The sequence below is a fragment of the Streptomyces sp. L-9-10 genome (assembly GCF_004151105.1).
GTDB lineage: Bacteria > Actinomycetota > Actinomycetes > Streptomycetales > Streptomycetaceae > Streptomyces.
In genome coordinates, this window is the sequence record NZ_PHRF01000041.1 from 321,942 (window position 1) to 340,009 (window position 18,068).

At 72.8% G+C, this 18,068-nt stretch carries 17 protein-coding genes; 15 read left to right on the top strand and 2 right to left on the bottom strand.

Annotated elements, in window-relative coordinates:
- Window positions 1-63: 63 nt before the first annotated feature.
- The 10 genes from CU044_RS11945 (at window position 64) to CU044_RS11985 (ending at window position 11,499) form a co-directional block, all read left to right on the top strand.
- Window positions 64-996, top strand: coding sequence for an NADP-dependent oxidoreductase (locus tag CU044_RS11945; protein WP_129768484.1), 933 nt, complete (start codon window positions 64-66; stop codon window positions 994-996).
- The gene (locus CU044_RS11950) at window positions 993-1,778 is read left to right on the top strand and encodes a GNAT family N-acetyltransferase (protein ID WP_129768485.1); all 786 of its coding nucleotides are present in this window, start codon (window positions 993-995) and stop codon (window positions 1,776-1,778) included. The genes CU044_RS11945 and CU044_RS11950 overlap by 4 nt, the downstream gene beginning before the upstream one ends.
- A gap of 256 nt (window positions 1,779-2,034) precedes the next feature.
- Window positions 2,035-3,435: an SDR family NAD(P)-dependent oxidoreductase gene (locus tag CU044_RS11955; RefSeq protein WP_240045517.1), complete on the top strand. Its 1,401-nt coding sequence runs from the start codon at window positions 2,035-2,037 to the stop codon at window positions 3,433-3,435.
- A 306-nt stretch (window positions 3,436-3,741) separates the two neighbouring features.
- Window positions 3,742-3,915 carry a hypothetical protein gene (locus CU044_RS38500; protein WP_165371859.1) on the top strand — a complete coding sequence of 58 codons (174 nt, stop codon included), beginning with the start codon at window positions 3,742-3,744 and terminating at the stop codon, window positions 3,913-3,915.
- A 378-nt stretch (window positions 3,916-4,293) separates the two neighbouring features.
- Window positions 4,294-5,445, top strand: coding sequence for a DUF6777 domain-containing protein (locus CU044_RS11960; RefSeq protein WP_193563935.1), 1,152 nt, complete (start codon window positions 4,294-4,296; stop codon window positions 5,443-5,445).
- A gap of 62 nt (window positions 5,446-5,507) precedes the next feature.
- Window positions 5,508-7,580: a SpoIIE family protein phosphatase gene (locus tag CU044_RS11965; RefSeq protein WP_129768486.1), complete on the top strand. Its 2,073-nt coding sequence runs from the start codon at window positions 5,508-5,510 to the stop codon at window positions 7,578-7,580.
- Window positions 7,581-7,690: 110 nt separating this feature from the next.
- Complete coding sequence (locus CU044_RS11970) at window positions 7,691-9,118, top strand: wax ester/triacylglycerol synthase family O-acyltransferase (RefSeq protein WP_129768487.1); 1,428 nt, start codon at window positions 7,691-7,693, stop codon at window positions 9,116-9,118.
- Window positions 9,119-9,323: 205 nt separating this feature from the next.
- Window positions 9,324-10,340: an aldo/keto reductase gene (locus CU044_RS11975; protein ID WP_129768488.1), complete on the top strand. Its 1,017-nt coding sequence runs from the start codon at window positions 9,324-9,326 to the stop codon at window positions 10,338-10,340.
- Entirely contained in the window at window positions 10,337-10,651 is a 315-nt protein-coding gene (locus tag CU044_RS11980) for an L-rhamnose mutarotase (RefSeq protein WP_129768489.1), read from the top strand. Before CU044_RS11975 ends, CU044_RS11980 begins: the two co-directional genes overlap by 4 nt.
- On the top strand, window positions 10,648-11,499 hold the full coding sequence (locus tag CU044_RS11985) for an amidohydrolase family protein (protein WP_129768490.1): 852 nt from the start codon (window positions 10,648-10,650) through the stop codon (window positions 11,497-11,499). Before CU044_RS11980 ends, CU044_RS11985 begins: the two co-directional genes overlap by 4 nt.
- Here CU044_RS11985 and CU044_RS11990 read toward each other — a convergent pair.
- A complete protein-coding gene (locus tag CU044_RS11990) occupies window positions 11,487-12,206 on the bottom strand; it encodes an alpha/beta fold hydrolase (RefSeq protein ID WP_193563936.1) in 720 nt (239 codons plus the stop codon). The two genes, CU044_RS11985 and CU044_RS11990, sit on opposite strands and share 13 nt — an antisense overlap.
- A 162-nt stretch (window positions 12,207-12,368) precedes the next feature.
- On the opposite strand from CU044_RS11990, the gene CU044_RS11995 reads away from it, so the two are divergent.
- Window positions 12,369-13,244 (top strand): DNA-formamidopyrimidine glycosylase family protein, encoded by an 876-nt coding sequence (locus CU044_RS11995; RefSeq protein ID WP_129768492.1) that lies wholly within the window; start codon window positions 12,369-12,371, stop codon window positions 13,242-13,244.
- Window positions 13,245-13,283: 39 nt separating this feature from the next.
- Here the strand turns inward: CU044_RS11995 and CU044_RS12000 are convergent, their stop codons facing one another.
- On the bottom strand, window positions 13,284-13,949 hold the full coding sequence (locus CU044_RS12000) for a zf-HC2 domain-containing protein (RefSeq protein WP_129768493.1): 666 nt from the start codon (window positions 13,947-13,949) through the stop codon (window positions 13,284-13,286).
- An 82-nt stretch (window positions 13,950-14,031) separates the two neighbouring features.
- Between CU044_RS12000 and CU044_RS12005 the strand changes: the two genes are divergently transcribed.
- From CU044_RS12005 to CU044_RS12020, 4 genes are all read left to right on the top strand, one after another.
- A complete protein-coding gene (locus CU044_RS12005) occupies window positions 14,032-14,781 on the top strand; it encodes a LytTR family DNA-binding domain-containing protein (RefSeq protein ID WP_030349341.1) in 750 nt (249 codons plus the stop codon).
- A gap of 163 nt (window positions 14,782-14,944) precedes the next feature.
- Window positions 14,945-15,322: a hypothetical protein gene (locus CU044_RS12010; protein WP_129768494.1), complete on the top strand. Its 378-nt coding sequence runs from the start codon at window positions 14,945-14,947 to the stop codon at window positions 15,320-15,322.
- Window positions 15,319-16,878, top strand: coding sequence for a cation acetate symporter (locus CU044_RS12015; RefSeq protein WP_240045505.1), 1,560 nt, complete (start codon window positions 15,319-15,321; stop codon window positions 16,876-16,878). Before CU044_RS12010 ends, CU044_RS12015 begins: the two co-directional genes overlap by 4 nt.
- The gene (locus CU044_RS12020; protein ID WP_129768495.1) at window positions 16,875-18,065 is read left to right on the top strand and encodes a histidine kinase; all 1,191 of its coding nucleotides are present in this window, start codon (window positions 16,875-16,877) and stop codon (window positions 18,063-18,065) included. Before CU044_RS12015 ends, CU044_RS12020 begins: the two co-directional genes overlap by 4 nt.
- Window positions 18,066-18,068 lie beyond the last annotated feature (3 nt).

An 18,068-nucleotide genomic window follows, 5' to 3' on the forward strand; every position in this document is an offset into this window, starting at 1 on the left:
GTCGCCGCGTCCGACGTGGGCGGAGGCGGCGACGGAAGCCACCGGCCAGAGCGAGGAGCCCTCATGCCCAAGGCCACGTCCAAGGCGTATGTCTTCACCCGGCACGGCGGTCCGGAGGTGGAGACCTTCGTCGACCGGCCGACACCGAGCCCCGGCCCCGGCCAGCTGCTGGTGGCCGTACGCGCGGCGGGCGTGAACCCCGTCGACTGGAAGCTGCGCGCCGGCTACCGAAGGCCCGGCTCGCCGCCCGCCTCGCTCCCCGAGACGCTGGGCAGTGAGGCCTCCGGCGTGGTCGAGGAGGTCGGCGAGGGCGTCGAGGGCTTCGCCGTCGGTGACGCGGTCTTCGGCTCCACCCTCACCGGCGGATACGCGGAGTACACCCTGCTGCCGGTCGGGATCACCGCGCACAAGCCGGACGCGCTGTCGTTCACGGACGCGGCCGCACTGCCGGTCGCGGCGGCGACCGCGTACGACGCCGTCCGCCAGGCCGATCTGCCGTCCGGCGCCACCCTGCTGATCACCGGCGCCGGCGGGGGTGTGGGCGTGGCCGCAGTCCAGCTCGCACGCGGCTCCGGGCTGCGCGTCATCGGCACCGCGAGCGCGGGCAAGAAGGAGTTCGTCGAGTCCCTGGGGGCCGTGCACGTGGAGCCGGGACCCGACCTCGCCGCCCGCGTACGGGCCGTCGCGCCCGACGGCGTGGACGCCGTTCTCGACCTCGTCGGCGGCGACGATCTCAAGGCCGTGGCCGAGCTGCTCGTGGACCGTACGAGACTGTTCAGCGTGGCGGACAAGGCGACGGTTCCCCGGCTGGGCGGCGCGGTGGTCGTACGGCAGCGGACCGCCGCGGTCCTCGATGAGGTCGCGAAGCTCGTGGTGAGCGGCGTGCTGCGGCCGTTCGTGACCCGGACCTTCCCGCTGGAGCGGGCGGACGAGGCGCTGCGCGCGGTCGAGGCCGGGCACGTCCGGGGAAAGATCGTGATCGAGGTCGGCGCATGACCGGTACGCCCGCGTCCATATCCCGCCCGCCCGCGCCCCGTGTGCCGGAGCCGTCCCCTGCCGTGCCGGGTCATCCGCTGGACCATCCCGCGCTGGCCTCGCTGACCGGGCCGCACGCGCACTTCGCCGAGCGGCGCGGCCGGCTGCTGCGCTATCCCCCCGGCGTCTCGCCGTGGCTGGCGCTGCCCGACGACCCCGACGCCGCGGACTGGGCCGACGCCGCCGCGCTCGCGGGCCCCGGCGGATCGCTGGCGCTCGTGGGCTACCGGGTCCCGCCGCCCGACGACTGGGAGATCACCTTCAGCGCCGACGGAGTGCAGCTCGCCGGTACGGACATGAGGACCGCCCCGGACGAGGAAGCCGTACGTCTCGGCCCCGCCGATGTGCCGGAGATCCTCGGCCTGGTGGAGCGCACCCAGCCGGGCCCGTTCCTGGCGCGCACCATCGAGATGGGCACGTATCTCGGCATCCGCCGCGAAGGGGCGCTGGTGGCCATGGCGGGGGAGCGGCTGCACCCACCGGGCTGGACGGAGATCAGCGCCGTCTGCACCGACCCTGCGTTCCGCGGCCAGGGCCTGGCGGCCCGCCTCGTCCTCGCGGTCGCCCACTCCATCCGCGCCCGCGGTGAGCAGCCGTTCCTGCACGCGGCGGCGTCCAACACGAACGCCATCCGGCTGTACGAGACGCTCGGCTTCCGGCTGCGCCGGACGACGAGGTTCCTCGGGGTCCGGGTCCCGGCCGGTGAGTCCCGGAGTGCCGAGGCCGGGGGCGGGACCGGCTAAGATAGTGGGATTTTGTTGGCCCCCGGCGCGTCGGTATGCTCCTGACCTGCGGGGATGGCCGCAAACAGCCATGAAAGCCCCATCGGGGACTCCGGCGCGCGAGTGACCCCGTGCCCGGTGTACGAGTGATCGAGGAACGGCAGCAGCGATGACGGTGACAGAGGACAGCCCGGCGTACGGCGACAGCCGGCCGTATGCCGAGAGCCCGGTGTACGCCGAGAGCCAGGAGTACGGCCCCGGCATCGACCCCGAGCGCATGGCCGTCTGCCTGGCCGTGCTCGACGAACTCGACAAGCTGGATGTCGACCACCCCGACGCGATCGCGGTCCGGCGGGCCACCGCCGGCATCTACCGGACCGTCAAGCAGCGCCGCCGCCAGGAGCGCAGGGCGGCCAAGACCGCCCACGACAAGGCCGTCACCGAAGCCACCGCCACCGGCTCCGCCGAGCGGATCGACGACGAGACCCAGGGTCTGCTGCCCTCCTCCTCGGTCAGCGGCGAGATCGCGGGCGTACTCCAGCGCCCCCGCTCCTGCTACATCTGCAAGACCCGCTACACCGAGGTCGACGCCTTCTACCACCAGCTCTGCCAGCCGTGCGCCGCCGAGAACCGGGCCCGCCGCGACGCCCGTACGGACCTCACGGGACGGCGCGCGCTGCTCACCGGCGGCCGGGCGAAGATCGGTATGTACATCGCGCTGCGGCTGCTGCGCGACGGCGCCCACACCACCATCACCACCCGCTTCCCCGGCGACGCCGTCCGCCGCTTCAAGGCGATGCCGGACAGCGACGAGTGGATCCACCGCCTCAAGATCGTCGGTATCGATCTGCGGGACCCCGCGCAGGTCGTCGCCCTCGCCGACTCCGTCGCGGCCGAGGGCCCGCTGGACATCCTGATCAACAACGCCGCGCAGACCGTACGCCGCTCCCCGCGGGCGTACAGCGAGCTGCTGGCCGCCGAGTCCGCGCCGCTGCCCGCGGGCGAACTCCCCGCCTCCCAGGTCATCGGGGCGTTCGGCAGCGGTGCTCAGGCCGTACTGCCCGCCGCCGGCGCCGAGGCGCTGAGCGCCTCCGATGTCACCGGACTCGCGCTCGTCGGCGGCTCCGCCACGCTCGCCAGGATCGAGGCGGGCACGGCGATCGACGCCGGGGGACTGGTGCCCGATCTGCACGACACCAACAGCTGGGTCCAGACGGTCTCCGAGGTCGACGCGGTCGAGCTGCTCGAAGTCCAGTTGTGCAATTCCACCGCGCCCTTCATCCTGATCAGCAGGCTGCGTCCGGCGATGGCCGCGGCCGAGGCGGCCCGTGCCTACGTGGTGAACGTCTCCGCGATGGAGGGAGTCTTCAGCCGTGGTTACAAGGGCGCGGGGCATCCGCACACCAACATGGCCAAGGCCGCGCTGAACATGCTGACCCGTACCAGCGCCCAGGAGATGTTCGAGAGCGACGGCATCCTGATGACCGCCGTCGACACGGGATGGATCACCGACGAGCGCCCGCATCCGGACAAGATGCGGCTGGCCGACGAGGGCTTCCACGCCCCGCTCGACCTGATCGACGGCGCGGCCCGGGTGTACGACCCGATCGTGCGGGGCGAGAGCGGCGAGGACCTGTACGGCTGCTTCCTCAAGGACTACGCCCCCGCCAACTGGTGACGGGGAACCGGTGGCCGGCGGACTCATGGTCCGTCAGGTCGCCACCCGGCCGGCCGGTCGGGTCACCACTCGGCCCAGCGGCCGTGGGCCGAGTGGCCGGAATTTCACTCGAATGCGAGCCCTATCGAGCGGGTTGACGCTCATATGGTTACGCTGGAGCTAACGGACGGCCAATCAGGGGATACACCATCCCCAAGGCTGTGCTGGGACAGGCCCACTACCAAGGCCGCGGTCCCGTCCGACAACGGCGCCACCGCGACGGAAACGTGTCCTGTCCCAGAGTTGCGCGACACAGAGGAGTGCGCGGTGACACCAGATCTCACGACGAAGCATGAGCAGCGTCCGGCGGAGTATGTCGAGCGGATCCGCCGGCCCGAGAAGCTCGGAAACCTCGAAGTATGGGCCAGGTCGGCTCCGATCAGGCTGGCCGGCTACGAGGACGACCTCGCGGAGCCGCACATCCTCCCCGGGATCGACTGACGCACCGGATAGACCGACGGATCGCTCCACGTCCCGTACCCCCGCATCGGCCGGGGTGCGGGACCACGCATATGCGGTGCCGTCCACCGGCGGCGTAGTGCGCGAGGACCGCGCGCGGCGGCGCCGCGCCATGACCGCGATGATCGCACTCCTGTCCGGACGATCGACCACGCGCCGGGCATCACGACCCGGCTGACCAGCATGAACGTCCCCCCATCACGCCCGGGACCCGAACCCCTTCACGCGTCGGCACGCGCGTATGCCGCCGCCTGAACGTGTCCGGCTCCCGGGCGTGCTGTCGCTGTTCCCGCTTGCGGGGTGCGGAGGGATCCGGCAGACATAAGGGGACATCCATGGAGGAAGAGTCGGGAGATTCTGGTGCGCTCACCCCACCGTCGTCGGTATGTCACGCTCGCCGTGCTGTCCGCGGGGATTCTGATCACGGCAGGCTGTGGCGGGGACGAGGGTGGCGGGGATGTGGCGAGCGCCGAGGAGTTGCTGCTCCAGCCGGCCGCCGATCCGGGCCCCGATCCGTTCACCCGGTCCACCGTGAGCCCGGATGCCGTGTCCGGCCCGGCGGTCCGCCCCCCGTCGCCGGACACCCGGGGCGGGGCGGGCGGCACCGTACGGGCGCCGCGCGCCCTGCCGGGCTCCACGCCGGGGCTCTACGGCGGCACCTCCACCGCCAGCTGCGAGGTGGACCGGCAGATCCGTCTCCTCACCCAGGACCGGACGAAGGCCCGCGCCTTCGCCGAGGGAGTGGGTGTCACCCAGGACTCCGTCCCTCACTTCGTGCACGGACTGACCCCCGTCGTGCTGCGGCCCGACATCCGGGTGACGAGCCACGGCTACCGCGAGGGCTCCGCCGCCGCCTTCCAGTCCGTCCTCCAGGCGGGCACCGCCGTCATGGTGGACAACCGGGGCGTGCCCAGGGTGCGCTGCGCCGACGGCAGCCCACTGAGCCCGCCGGTCGCGGCCAAGGGCTCCGTGCGGTACCGGGGCGAGAAGTGGAAGGGCTATCGGCCCGAGCGGGTCGTCGTCATCAACCGCACCTCCGAGGCCATCACCAGCCTGATCATCGTCGACCTGGCCGCCAACTCCTGGATGGAACGGCAGATCGGTACCGAGGGCCGGCGGGACAAGCCGCCCCAGGTGCCGCCGCAGTACGGGCCGGAGGCGGACATCACGGACCCGGACGCGGTGAAGCCGCCCCGGCCGGGCATGCCCGAGGCGCCCGCCGGCGTGGGATCGGGGTCCGGTGACGTCCCGCGGGGCAATGCCGCGGACCGGGGCCGGGCCGTGCCGGACCAGCCACGGGACGTGCCGCTCGTACCGGACGACGGCGTGGTTCCGCCCGACGGTCCGGTGGAACCGGAGCAGGGCGGCGGAGATCTCGCGTTGTCCGACGAGGAGATCCTGACCGGCCCGGACGACCCCGTACAGGTCCCCGGAGACGAGTTGTCCGCTCCGTCGCAGGACGGCCCGCTGTCGGGCGACGAGCTGGCCGGCCCCGTGACGTTCGCCGGCTGACCGAGGGTCCGAGGTTGACGGGACCGCTCGAAGAATCCGACAAATGATGACAGAGTGTCTCCATGGTTGAACGGGAAGCGGGCCCCTTGTCGCTCCCCGACGACTGGCCCGCCCGTCCGTACATCAGTCTGTCCCTCAACCGGATGGGGACCTTCGACTGGCACCTCGACAGCGGGCTCCTCCATCTCGACGACCCCGCCCTCGCGGTCCTCGATCTGCGGCCCGGCGAATACGACGGCCGGCCGAGCGGCCTGGAGACGCGATTGTCGCAGAGCGAGAGCAGCCGGCTGACGGAGGTGGTGGAGCGGGCGCTGCGGGACGGCAGCGCCACCTACGGGGCGTACCTCCGTATCCGGCGACGGGACGGAACCCCGCGCTGGACGCACACCCAGGGCGCCATCCGCCGTGACCCGGCAGGCCGGCCCTACCGCGTCATCGGCATCGTCCGTGACGCCTCCCAGGAACTGGCGGACTCGGCCGCACGGCTCGAACTGAGCGCGGTGCGCCGGGTGCGCACCAGCGTCGTCGAGGGCACGGCCGCCGCGCTCGCCCACGCCAGGACCGTCCAGGACGTCATCGACGTACTGAAGGACTCCCACGGCCTGGCACACCTCGGGGCCAGCAGCCTGGTCATGGGGCTGATGGAGGCGGGACGCATCCATATGGTCGCCGAGGGCCCCGAGGGCTCCTACGTACCGGGGACGCGGGTCACCCGCACCGACGAGCAGTACCCGATGAGCGAGGTCGTACGCACGCTCGTCCCGCGCTTCATCGAGTCCGCCGAGGAGTTCGCGGAGCGCTACCCCGTGCTGTGGCCGGACATCCGCGGGCTGGGCATCAACGCCGCCGCCTATCTGCCGCTGATCGCCCAGGCGCGGCCCATCGGCGCCCTCGGGCTGCTCTACCGGGAGAAGAGCGGCTTCACCGCCGAGGACCGCAATCTGCTGGTCGCGCTCGGCAGCAGTATCGCCCAGAGCCTCCAGCGCGCCGTCCTCTTCGAGCAGGAGCACGATCTCGCCGAGGGGCTCCAGCAGGCGATGCTGCCCCGCCGGATCCCCGCGGTGCCGGGCGCCGAGATCGCGGTCCGCTACCGCTCGGCCCGGCTCGGCCGGGACATCGGAGGCGACTGGTACGACGTGATCCCGCTGCCCGGCGGCCGGGTCGGGGCGGTCATCGGCGACGTGCAGGGCCATGACACCCACGCGGCCGCCGTGATGGGGCAGCTGCGCATCGTGCTGCGCGCGTACGCGGCCGAGGGGCACGCGCCGGCCACCGTGATGGCGCGGGCCTCGGTCTTCCTCCACGAGCTGGACACGGACCGCTTCGCGACCTGCACCTACGCGGAGGCCGACCTCGCCACCGGAGTGATCCAGCTGGTCCGGGCCGGCCATGTCGATCCGCTGATCAGGGAAACCGACGGCAGCTGCCGCAGACTTCCGGTGCCCGGCGGGATGCCGCTCGGCCTCTCCGCGGCCTTCGGCCGGCTCGACTACCCGGTGGAGACGATCGAACTGGACCCCGGCCAGGCCCTGTTGCTCTACACCGACGGGCTGGTGGAGCAGCCGGGCGCCGATCTGGACGACGGGCTTCAGCTGCTGGCCGCGCTGGTACGGGACGGTCCGCACGATCTCCAGCTGCTGGCCGACCGGCTCTGTGAGGTGGTGGACGCGCGGGGCGGCGAGGACGATGTCGCGGTGCTGCTGCTGCGCCGCCTGGGTACGCGCGCCCCCCGCTCGGGCGGCCGGCTCCAGCAGCAGGTCGCGCAGAGAGACCCTGAGGGGCTGAGCACCGCACGGCACATGATCCGCGCGGCGGTGGCCGCCTGGGGGGCCAGGGGACGCTCCGACGAGATCGAACTGGCCGCCGACGAGCTGATCACCAACGCGCTGCTGCACACCGACGGCGGGGCCGTCGTGACCGTACGGGTGGTGGCCGGGGCGGAGCGACGGATGAGGGTCGAGGTCGAGGACGGTTCCAGCGCCCTCCCGCACCGCCGGGACGCCGGGTCCTCAGGGGTCTCGGGACGCGGGCTCCAGCTCGTGGAAGGGCTGGCGGACGAGTGGGGCGTGGAGTCGCGCGGCAGTGGCAAGTGCGTGTGGTGCGACTTCATCGTCCCGGACCGACCGTCACATTGAGCGGTTTTCGTCGTTAATTGTAGGTGGCTTGATCGTACTTGACCGTAACTGGACAAAGGCGATGGACTGAGCCCGTCGCCGTACCTCGCCTTCTAGGACCTGGGGTTTCCTTGACCACCGAGCTGCTGGCACCTCTCGATCTGGCCTTCTGGCATCTCGAATCCGCGGACCATCCCATGCATCTCGGCGCGCTCGCGGTCTTCACCGCGGCACCCGGCACGGCCGGCGGAGCGGGCGTGCGGGAACTGCTCGCCGCGCGCGCCGCCGCCATTCCGCGGCTCAGGATGCGGGTACGGGACGTCTGGCTGCCGGTCGGCGGCGCGGCCTGGGCGGTGCACAAGGAATTCGACGTACGCCGGCATGTGCGCCGACTGCCGCTGCCGGCGGGGGAGTTCGCGACGGAGGCGGCGCGGCTGGCCGGGGAGCTGATGGAACGTCCGCTGGAACGCGGCATTCCGCCGTGGGAGATGTACGTCCTGACGCCGGAAGGTGACAGCGGTGATGGCGAGGCGTTGGTGGCGGCGGACGGTGGCCGTCCCTTCGCCGTCCTGGTGAAGCTGCACCACGCGCTGGCCGACGGTATGCGGGCCGTCGCCATCGGCGCCGGCATCTTCGACCAGATCGCCGACGCGCGGGCGGCCGGGGACCGCCGGACGCGCCCGGTGCCGCCCCGGTCCTGGCTTCCCGGCCCCTGGCAGGTCGCCGGGCTGGCCAGAGGCCGGATCGAGGAGCTGGGCCGGGCGGTCGGCATCGGCGCCTCCGTCGTACGGGCCAGCCGGCTCGACCCGCGCGGTATGCCCGCGCTCACCGCCGGATCCAGCGGGACACGGCGACTGGCCACCGCCCTGCTCGATCTGGAGGACGTCCAGCGGATCCGCAGGGCCGCGGGCGGCACGGCCAACGACATCCTCCTCGCGACCGTGACCGGCGCGCTGCGGCGCTGGATGCTCGAACGGGGCGAGCCGCTGCCCGCCACCGCGCCGCGCGCGCTCGTACCGGTCACCCGGCGCAGGCCGGGCGGTCCGTCCGGGTCGGGCAACCGGCTCTCCGCCTATCTTCTCGGTCTGCCGGTGGCGGAGGCCGACCCGCGGGCCAGACTGGCCGCCGTACGCCTGGGCATGGACCGCAACAAGACCGGCGGCCCCTCGCGCGGGGCCGGCGCGGTGGCCGTCCTCGCGGACCAACTGCCGCCGCTCGCCCACCGGCTGGGGGCGCCCCTCGCCGGCAGCGCGGCCAGAATGCTCTTCGACATCCTGGTGACGAGCGTCCCGCTGCCGCGCTCCACGCTCTCGCTGGGCGGCTGCCCGCTGCGCGAGGTGTATCCGATGGCGCCGCTCGCCCGCGGACAGTCCCTGGCGGTGGCGCTCTCCACCTACGGCGGGAAGGTGCATGTGGGGCTGGTCGCCGACGGCAAGGCCGTGCCGGACCTCGACCGGCTGGCGCGCGGGATGACCGAGGAACTACGGGAACTGCTGCGGGTCACCGGGCCGAGCGGCCGGATCCGCTCCGCCGGCCCCGCCCGAGCGGCCCGCACGTAGCTCCGCAGAGCTCCCCACAGCCCAGCAGCGGTCCGCGAAACCGCGAGAGATCGGACAGCTGGGTGTGAACTCCTCGGAGATTGCTGCCCCATGGGTGTTGACGCGTCCAGTCATCCGATGAATATTTCATCGTGATCGGCATCTCGGTCGCTCCCGGCATCGGCCGGTGCGGCCGGCAGGCGCAACATCGGGAGGCGGCAGCGGTATGCGGCACACCACGCTCGGACACGGAACGGTCGGGGTGACCGGACTGTCCTTCGGGGCGGCCGGGATCGGCAATCTCTACACCCCCGTCGCACCCGAGCAGGCCGCCGCGGCGGTGGACGCCGCCTGGGACGCGGGCATCCGCTACTTCGACACCGCGCCGCACTACGGCCTGGGGCTCTCCGAGCGGCGGCTCGGCGAGGCGCTGCGCGACCGGCCGCGCGGCGCGTACACCCTCTCCACCAAAGTGGGCCGGCTGCTCGACCCCGTGTCCGGCGCCGGACCCCTCGGCGACGATCTCGCCCACGGCTTCGCCGTACCCGCCACGCACCGCCGCGTCTGGGACTTCAGCGGGGACGGGGTACGCCGCTCCATCGAGGACAGCCTCCGGCGCCTCGGAGTGGACCGGATCGACATCGTCTATCTGCACGATCCCGACGACCACGCGGAGGAAGCCTTCCGGCAGGCGTATCCGGCGCTGGAGCGGCTGCGCGGTGAAGGGGTCGTCGGGGCGATCGGCGCCGGGATGAACCAGACGGCGATGCTCACCCGCTTCCTCCGCGACACCGACGCCGATGTCGTGCTGTGCGCCGGCCGCTTCACCCTGCTCGACCAGTCTGCGCTCACCGCGCTGCTGCCCGAGGCCCTGGCGCGCGGCAGGAGCGTGGTCGCCGGCGGGGTCTTCAACTCCGGGCTGCTCGCCGACCCGCGCCCCGGCGCGACGTACGACTACACCGCGGCCCCGCCCGAGCTGCTCGACCGGGCCCTGCGGATGGACGCCGTCGCCCGGCGGTACGGAGTGCCCCTGCGGGCCGCGGCCCTGCACTACCCGTCGCGTCATCCGGCCGTCGCCAGCGTGCTCGTCGGCGCCCGTTCCGCGGCGGAGGTACGCGACGCGGCCGAACTCGCCGCCCGTACCGTCCCCGACGAGCTGTGGGCCGAACTGCGCGCGGAAGGACTGCTGACCGAAGGACCACAGCCCGAAGGACCGCTGACCGAGGACGGAGTGCTGTCATGAGGGTCGCCCTGCACACCAAGGTCCGCGCCGACCGGGTCGGGGAGTACGAGGCGGCGCACCGCGAGGTGCCCGCCGAGCTCACCGCCGCGATCCGCGCCGCGGGCGCCACCTCCTGGACCATCTGGCGCGGCGGTACCGATCTCTTCCATCTGCTGGAGTGCGAGGACTACCCCCGTCTGCTCGCCGAGCTGGACCAGCTTCCGGTCAATGTCGCCTGGCAGGCCAGGATGGCCGAGCTGCTCGACGTCGTGCACGACTACTCCGCGGCCGGCGCCGGAGCCGGTCTGCCCGTCGTCTGGGAGCTGCCATGACACCGCCCGGCGTGATCGACGCGCACCACCACATCTGGGATCTGTCCGTACGCGACCAGGACTGGATCACCGGCCCCGCCATGGCCCCCATCCGCCGGAACTTCACCCTCGCGGACCTGGACGCCGAGAGCCGGGCCGCCGGGGTGTCCGCGACCGTGCTCGTCCAGACCATCGGGGTCCCAGAGGAGACCCCCGAGTTCCTCGCCGCCGCCGACGGCAGCGATCTCGTCGCGGGCGTCGTCGGCTGGACCGATCTCACCGCGCCCGGGGTCGCGGACACGCTCGCCGCACTGCGCGAGCTGCCCGGCGGCGACCGGCTGGTGGGGATACGCCATCAGGTGCAGGGGGAACCCGACCCGGAGTGGCTGCTGCGCCCGGACGTACAACGCGGTCTGGCCGCCGTCGCCGCCGCGGGACTCGTGTACGACCTGGTCATCCTGGAGCACCAGCTGCCCGCCGCCGCGAAGGCCGCCGAGCTGCTGCCCGGTCTCACGTTCGTCCTCGACCATCTCGGCAAGCCGCCGATCGCCGGGGGCGCGACAGAGCCGTGGGCGGGCCTGGTCAGGGCGCTGGCCGCGCGGCCGAACACCGTCTGCAAGCTCTCCGGGATGGTCACCGAGGCCGCCTGGGACTCCTGGACGGCCGAGGGGCTGCGCCCGTACGCCGACACGGTCCTCGACGCCTTCGGGCCCGAACGGCTGATGTTCGGCTCCGACTGGCCGGTGTGCCGGCTGGCCGCCACCTACGGAGAGGTCCTCGACGCGGCGCGCACCCTGACCGACGGACTGAGCGAGGACGAGCGCGACGCGGTCTTCCGGGACACCGCGCGGCGCGTCTACGCCCTCTGAACCGGATCGATGCCGTCCTCGGCCGGCTCAGGGAAGGCATGGCGCACCGGGCCGGGGAACGGCTCCATGCCCAGCAGCGCGGTGACCGAGTGGGTGGCCAGGGTGTGCCAGACCCGCGCGCGGCGCAGCATCGCGTGATCACCGCCCGGCAGCAGTACGGCACACGCCTCGGCGCCCGCCGCACGGGCGCGGGCGGCCAGCTCCAGGCTGCCGCGCGGATCCGTGACCCGGTCACGGTCGCCGTGCAGCAGCACCGTCCTGGTGCCCGCCAGCTGCGCCACCGGCTCGTCGGGCGGACACCAGGGCGCGAGCCCCACCACCCCGCTGACCAGGTCATGCCCGGCGGCGGCCAGGGCGGCACGGCCGCCCATCGAGTGCCCCACGAGCACGACGGGCACGGGGCCGACCAGAGGCTCCAGCTCATCGAGCGCCCGGCGGGTGTCGCGCGCCGCGTCGGCCCGGCTGCCGTTCCAGCCCCGGCAGCGGTAGCGCACCCGGCCCACCACGACGTCGTACCCGTCGGTGGCCCGTAGCACCGCGCGGGTGAACGGCCACATCCGGGCGCCGGGCAGACTCAGCCGGGCCGGCGGCGCCACGCCCTCCTCGCGCCCGCCGTGCAGCACCAGGACGACGGCGCGGGGACGCGCGGCGGTCCTGTCGAGGACGAGGGCGGGCTGGACGGCGGCTCGGCGATCGCGTACGGACACGGGGGCCTTCCTTCCGACGGCGGGAGCCCGGGAGCTGCCCGGGGCACCTCTGGCGGGCCTCTTCCATGAACGATCCGGCGAACGGATTCGTCGCCGTGCCGGTCATGGAACCCACGACCGGCCCGCCGGGCGTTCCCTCAGCCCCTGCGGCACCCTGGACGCATGCCGGAAGTACCCGAAGTCGAAGCGCTGCGAGAGTTTCTCGACGGCCGGCTGGTGGGCAGGGACATCGTCCGTGTCCTGCCACTGGCCATCAGCGTGCTCAAAACATACGATCCGCCTCTCTCCGCACTGGAGGGCGCCACGGTCACCGCGATCGCCCGCCACGGCAAGTATCTCGACATCGTCGCGCGTGATGCCGGGGACGGCGAACTGCATCTCGCCATCCATCTCGCCCGCGCGGGCTGGCTCCGTTGGAAGGACTCCTTCCCGGCCGCTCCCCCTCGGCCCGGCAAGGGACCGCTCGCGCTGCGCGCCGTTCTCGGCGGGGGAGACGGGTTCGATCTCACCGAGGCCGGCACCACCAAGCGCCTCGCCGTGCATCTCGTACGCGATCCCGCGGATGTTCCCGGGATCGCGCGCCTCGGCCCCGATCCGCTCGACGACTCCTTCGACCGGGCCGCGTTCGCCCGGCTCCTCGCCGGTGAGAACCGGCAGATCAAGGGCGCGCTGCGCGACCAGCGCCTGATCGCGGGCATCGGCAACGCCTACAGCGACGAGATCCTGCACGTGGCGAGGATGTCGCCGTTCAAGCCGGTGAAGAACCTCTCCGAGGACGAGATCACGACCCTCTACGAGGCACTGCGCGACACGCTGCGCGAGGCCGTCGCACGCTCGCGCGGAGTGGCGGCCGGGCGGCTCAAGGCGGAGAAGAAGAGCGGGCTGCGGGTACACGGCCGTACCGGTGAATCCTGTCCCGTCTGCGGCGACACGATCCGCCAGGTCTCGTTCAGCGACTCCTCGCTCCAGTACTGCCCGACCTGCCAGACGGGCGGGAAGCCGCTCGCCGACCGCAGGATGTCGCGCCTGCTCAAGTGAGGGTGGCCCGCTGACCGCCGCGCGCTCACCGGCCGGCCGTCATCGCCCGCCGATGGTCATCACACGGCGGCCGTCCGACGCACGGACCTCGAAGTGGTCGATCTCGCCGGGCCGCAGCGCCGCACCGCCCCGGGTCACCAGCGGTGTGGAGCCGCCCGCCCGCGCCGCCCACGACGTCACGGTCTCCCTCGACCCGTCCCGGCCCACCGCGATCAGGGCGCAGGAGCCGGAGTCACCGGACCGGACCAGTTCAAGGCCGATATCCGCCCCCCACGCCTTCTCCGCCGCCGTCACCACCGCCGCCGTGCCCGTCGACCGGTCCGACGCGGTCCACCGGGCCGTCACCGGTGCGCCAGGATCCGCCCGGGGAACCACGGCGAGGACGGCGAGTGGACCGCCCACCGCGAGCACCACCGCCGCGGCCACCAGCGCGAGCCGCCGTCCGCGGTCCCGGCGCCGCCGCGCGGCGGTACGGCCGAGCAGCCCGGCCAGCAGCTCAGGACCCGCGGCGGTGTACGGCGCCGTTCCGGCGGGGATGCGCCGCGCGTACGCGTCCAACTGCTCCTTCACGGAGCCGAATTCGGCCAGCAGCTCCGAACAGCGCGGACAGTCCGTCAGATGGTCCTCGAACCGGAAGGCGTCCGCGGCGTCGAGCACGCCCAGTGAGTAAGCGCCGGCATCACGATGGAGGTCCAAGGTCCGCATGCTGTCTGTTACGCAGCGGAACGCGGAATGACTCAAGCCGTGGGAGTCCTTGTACGCGGGGCACCGCCTACACTCCGGCCACATGCTGCGTGTACTGGCTGTGGACGACGAAGAACCGGCGCTCGAGGAGCTGCTGTACCTGCTCAGGGCCGACCCGCGGATCCGTGGCGCGGAGGGCGCCACCAGCGCGACGGAGGCGCTGCGGCGGATCGGCGCGGCGCTCGACGCGGGCCCCGACGACCCCGCCGCCATCGACGTGGTCTTCCTCGACATCCATATGGCCGGGCTGACCGGGCTCGATGTCGCCCGGCTGCTGGCGGGCTTCGCCGAGCCGCCGCTGATCGTCTTCGTCACCGCCCATGAGGGCTTCGCCGTCCAGGCCTTCGATCTGAAGGCCGTCGACTACGTCCTGAAGCCGGTCCGCAGGGAGCGGCTCGCCGAGGCGGTACGACGGGTCGCCGAGCTGGTGGGGGAGCGCGGGCCGGTCTCCGCCCCCGCCGCCGATCAGATAGCCGTCGAGCTGGGCGGAGTGATGCGCTTCGTCGCCGTCGACGACATCGCCTACGCCGAGGCGCAGGGCGACTACGCGCGGCTGCACACCGACACCGGCAGCCATCTGGTCCGTATCCCCCTCACCACGCTGGAGGAGCGCTGGCGGGCCCGCGGCTTCGTACGGATCCACCGCCGTCATCTCGTGGCCCTGGCCCGGATCGACGAGCTACGGCTCGACGCGGGGGCGATGAGTGTCCGCGTCGGCGACGCGGAGCTCGCGGTCAGCAGGCGTCACGCCCGCGCCCTGCGCGATCTGCTGATGCGGCAGGGCGGCCGCTGACCAGGGGCTTCCCCCGGGATCATCGCGCTGCGTACACTCCGGGCCCGAGCACCGCACCGCGCCGGGCCTGGTCTGGATATGCGCAACGGACATGCGCGACGGACATGGGCCGGGCGGGCGAGCGGAGAGCCGGAGAGAAACCAGAGTGAAAGGGGGGACGGACATGACGGCGGAGCCCGCGTCCCGGCATCCGGCGCCCCGGCGCGAGGTGGTCACGGGTGAGCCTCGTCGCGTACGCCCCCTGCCGCGCTACCGCGCCCAGGCCGAGATCGAGGAGCAGACCGCGCTCGGCGACGCCTATGTCCGTTCTCTGATGCGCAGTCAACTACGAGCGGGGATCACCGCGTTCGCGCTGCTCGCGCTGGTCGCGGCCACGCTGCCGCTCGCCTTCGCCACCCTGCGCGACGCGACGGCGGTCTGGGTGGTGCTCGGCTTCGCCGCGTATCCGCTGCTCACCCTGCTCGCCTGGTGGTACGTACGGCGCGCGGAGCGCAACGAACGCGACTTCGCCCGGCTCGTGAAGGGCCGGCCCGTTCCGTGAGCCAGAGCTATACGGTCACCGCGGTCACCGTGGTCGTGCTCGCGACCGTCCTCGTCGGCGGCTTCGGGCTGCGGATATCCCGTACGACGTCCGACTTCTACGTGGCCTCCCGGACGGTGCGGCCCGCGCTGAACGCCGCCGCCATCAGCGGCGAGTACCTCTCCGCCGCCTCCTTCCTCGGCGTCGCGGGCCTGGTGCTGCTGCACGGCCCCGACATGCTCTGGTACCCGGTCGGCTATACCGCCGGCTATCTCGTCCTGCTGCTCTTCGTCGCCGCCCCGCTCCGGCGCTCCGGCGCGTACACCCTCCCCGACTTCGCCGAGGGCCGGCTCGAATCGCGTGCGGTGCGCCGACTGGTGAGTGTGTTCGTGGTCGGTGCGGGCTGGCTCTATCTCGTGCCCCAGCTCCAGGGCGCGGGGCTGACGTTGAAGATCCTCACCGGCGCGCCCGACTGGTTCGGCGGGGTGCTGGTCGCCCTGGTCGTGGTGGTGGCGGTCGCGGCGGGCGGGATGCGCAGCATCACCTTCGTCCAGGCGTTCCAGTACTGGCTCAAGCTCACCGCGCTGCTCGTGCCCGCGCTCTTCCTGCTGCTGGCCTGGCAGGGCGACGGACGGCCGCGTGTCGACCTCGATCTGACGGCGGCCGTCACCGGCCGCGCGGACCATCCGCTGTACGCGACCTACGGCCTGATCGTGGCGACCTTCCTGGGCACGATGGGGCTGCCCCATGTCGTCGTCCGCTTCTACACCAGCCCCAACGGCCGGGCCGCGCGCCGCACCACCGTGATCGTCCTGGCGCTGGTCGGCGCGTTCTATCTGCTGCCGCCCGTCTACGGCGCGCTGGGCCGGCTCTATGTCCCCGAACTCCCCTACGGTACGGACGCCGACGCCGCCGTACTGCTGCTGCCGGAGCGGGCGATCGGCGGGCTCGGCGGTGATCTGCTCGGCGCGCTGGTGGCGGGCGGTGCCTTCGCCGCGTTCCTCTCCACCGCCTCCGGGCTGACCATGGCCGTCGCGGGGGTCCTCACCCAGGATGTCCTTCCCTCGCGGGGCGTACGCCACTTCCGGCTGGCCACCCCGCTCGCCATGGCCGTACCGCTCGGCGGATCGCTGCTGGTCAGCGGGATGCCGGTGGCCGACTCGGTGGGCATGGCCTTCGCGGTGTCCGCGTCGTCGTTCTGTCCGCTGCTGGTGCTGGGCATCTGGTGGCGGCGGCTCACTCCGCCCGGCGCGATCGCGGGACTGCTGCTCGGCGGTGGTCTGGCGTTCGCCGCCACGGTGATCACGGTGAGCGGCGCCGTACGGTCGGGCTGGCCGCACGCGCTGCTCGCCTGGCCCGCCGTCTGGTCGGTGCCCGTCGGCTTCCTCGCGATGATCCTGGTGTCGCTGGCCACGCGCGGCCGGATACCGCCCGGCACCAACGCGGCGATGACGCGGTTCCATCTGCCGGAGGCCCTGATGTCCGGCGGTCGCCAGGCGAGCGCGAGCGCGGGCCCCGGCGCGACGGGTGGCGGAACGGTCACGGGAGACGTCACCGGAACCGGCGGTGCCCGATGAGCGGATCCGCACTCGCCGTACTGATCGTGCTCGGTCCGCTGCTCCTCGCGGGCGGCTTCGTACTCGGCCGGCGCACCGCGCGCCCCGAGCGGACGAGTGATGTCGGCACCCCCGTGGAGCGCGCCACCTTCGAGACGCTGCACACCGCCTCGCTCGCCGCGCCCCCGCTACGGGCCGGCCTCACCGAGGAGAGCGCACGCAAGGCGGCCCGCCGGCTGCGCTCCCTGCTCGGCACCGACGCGCTCTGCCTCACCGACCGGGAGCGGGTGCTCGCCTGGGACGGGTCGGGCGAGCACCACGACCAGCAGGTCATGGCACAGGTCGAGGGGCTCCTCGCCAGCGGACGCGGTACCGCCTTCGCGAGCGGCTGCGGCGATCTCGACTGCCCGCTGCGCTGGGGCGTGGCCGTACCGCTGACCGTCGACCACCGGGTCCTCGGCACCCTGGTCGCCTATGCGCCGCGCGAGTCCGCGGTCCTGGCCAGGGCGGCCGGCGAGGTGGCCCGCTGGGTCTCCGTACAACTGGAACTGGCCGAGCTCGACCGCTCCCGCACCCGGCTGATCGAGGCCGAGATCAAGGCGCTGCGGGCCCAGATCTCCCCGCACTTCATCTTCAACTCCCTCGCCGCCATCGCCTCCTTCGTCCGTACGGACCCCGAGCGGGCCAGGGAACTCCTGCTGGAATTCGCCGATTTCACCCGCTACTCGTTCCGCAGGCACGGCGACTTCACCACCCTCGCCGACGAGTTGCACTCCATCGACCAGTATCTGGCGCTCGTACGGGCCCGGTTCGGTGACCGGCTCTCGGTCACGCTCCAGGTCGCCCCGGAGGTCCTGCCGGTGGCGATGCCGTTCCTCTGTCTTCAGCCGCTCGTCGAGAACGCCGTCAAGCACGGCCTCGAAGGGGCCGTCACCACGAGCCGGATCACCATCAGCGCGCTCGACGCGGGCGCCGAGGCCGAGGTGGTGATCGAGGACGACGGGGTCGGTATGGAGCCGGACCGGCTGCGCCGGATCCTGCGCGGCGAGGGCGGCGCGTCCACCGGGATCGGACTGCTCAATGTGGACGAGCGGCTGCGCCAGGTCTACGGGGACGAGTACGGCCTGGTCATCGAGACGGGCGTGGGTGCGGGTACGAAGATCACGGTACGGATTCCCAAGTACCGCGCGGGCGTGCACGGCACCTGAGCG

Excerpts from the sequence above, each read along its gene's own strand:
- CU044_RS11945 (WP_129768484.1), top strand. The coding sequence starts at position 64 with ATGCCCAAGGCCACGTCCAAGGCGTATGTCTTCACCCGGCACGGCGGT.
- CU044_RS11950 (WP_129768485.1), top strand. The coding sequence starts at position 993 with ATGACCGGTACGCCCGCGTCCATATCCCGCCCGCCCGCGCCCCGTGTG.
- CU044_RS11955 (WP_240045517.1), top strand. The coding sequence starts at position 2,035 with ATGGCCGTCTGCCTGGCCGTGCTCGACGAACTCGACAAGCTGGATGTC.
- CU044_RS11965 (WP_129768486.1), top strand. The coding sequence starts at position 5,508 with ATGGTTGAACGGGAAGCGGGCCCCTTGTCGCTCCCCGACGACTGGCCC.
- CU044_RS11975 (WP_129768488.1), top strand. The coding sequence starts at position 9,324 with ATGCGGCACACCACGCTCGGACACGGAACGGTCGGGGTGACCGGACTG.
- CU044_RS11980 (WP_129768489.1), top strand. The coding sequence starts at position 10,337 with ATGAGGGTCGCCCTGCACACCAAGGTCCGCGCCGACCGGGTCGGGGAG.
- CU044_RS11985 (WP_129768490.1), top strand. The coding sequence starts at position 10,648 with ATGACACCGCCCGGCGTGATCGACGCGCACCACCACATCTGGGATCTG.
- CU044_RS11995 (WP_129768492.1), top strand. The coding sequence starts at position 12,369 with ATGCCGGAAGTACCCGAAGTCGAAGCGCTGCGAGAGTTTCTCGACGGC.
- CU044_RS12000 (WP_129768493.1), bottom strand. The coding sequence starts at position 13,949 with ATGCGGACCTTGGACCTCCATCGTGATGCCGGCGCTTACTCACTGGGC.
- CU044_RS12005 (WP_030349341.1), top strand. The coding sequence starts at position 14,032 with ATGCTGCGTGTACTGGCTGTGGACGACGAAGAACCGGCGCTCGAGGAG.
- CU044_RS12010 (WP_129768494.1), top strand. The coding sequence starts at position 14,945 with ATGACGGCGGAGCCCGCGTCCCGGCATCCGGCGCCCCGGCGCGAGGTG.
- CU044_RS12020 (WP_129768495.1), top strand. The coding sequence starts at position 16,875 with ATGAGCGGATCCGCACTCGCCGTACTGATCGTGCTCGGTCCGCTGCTC.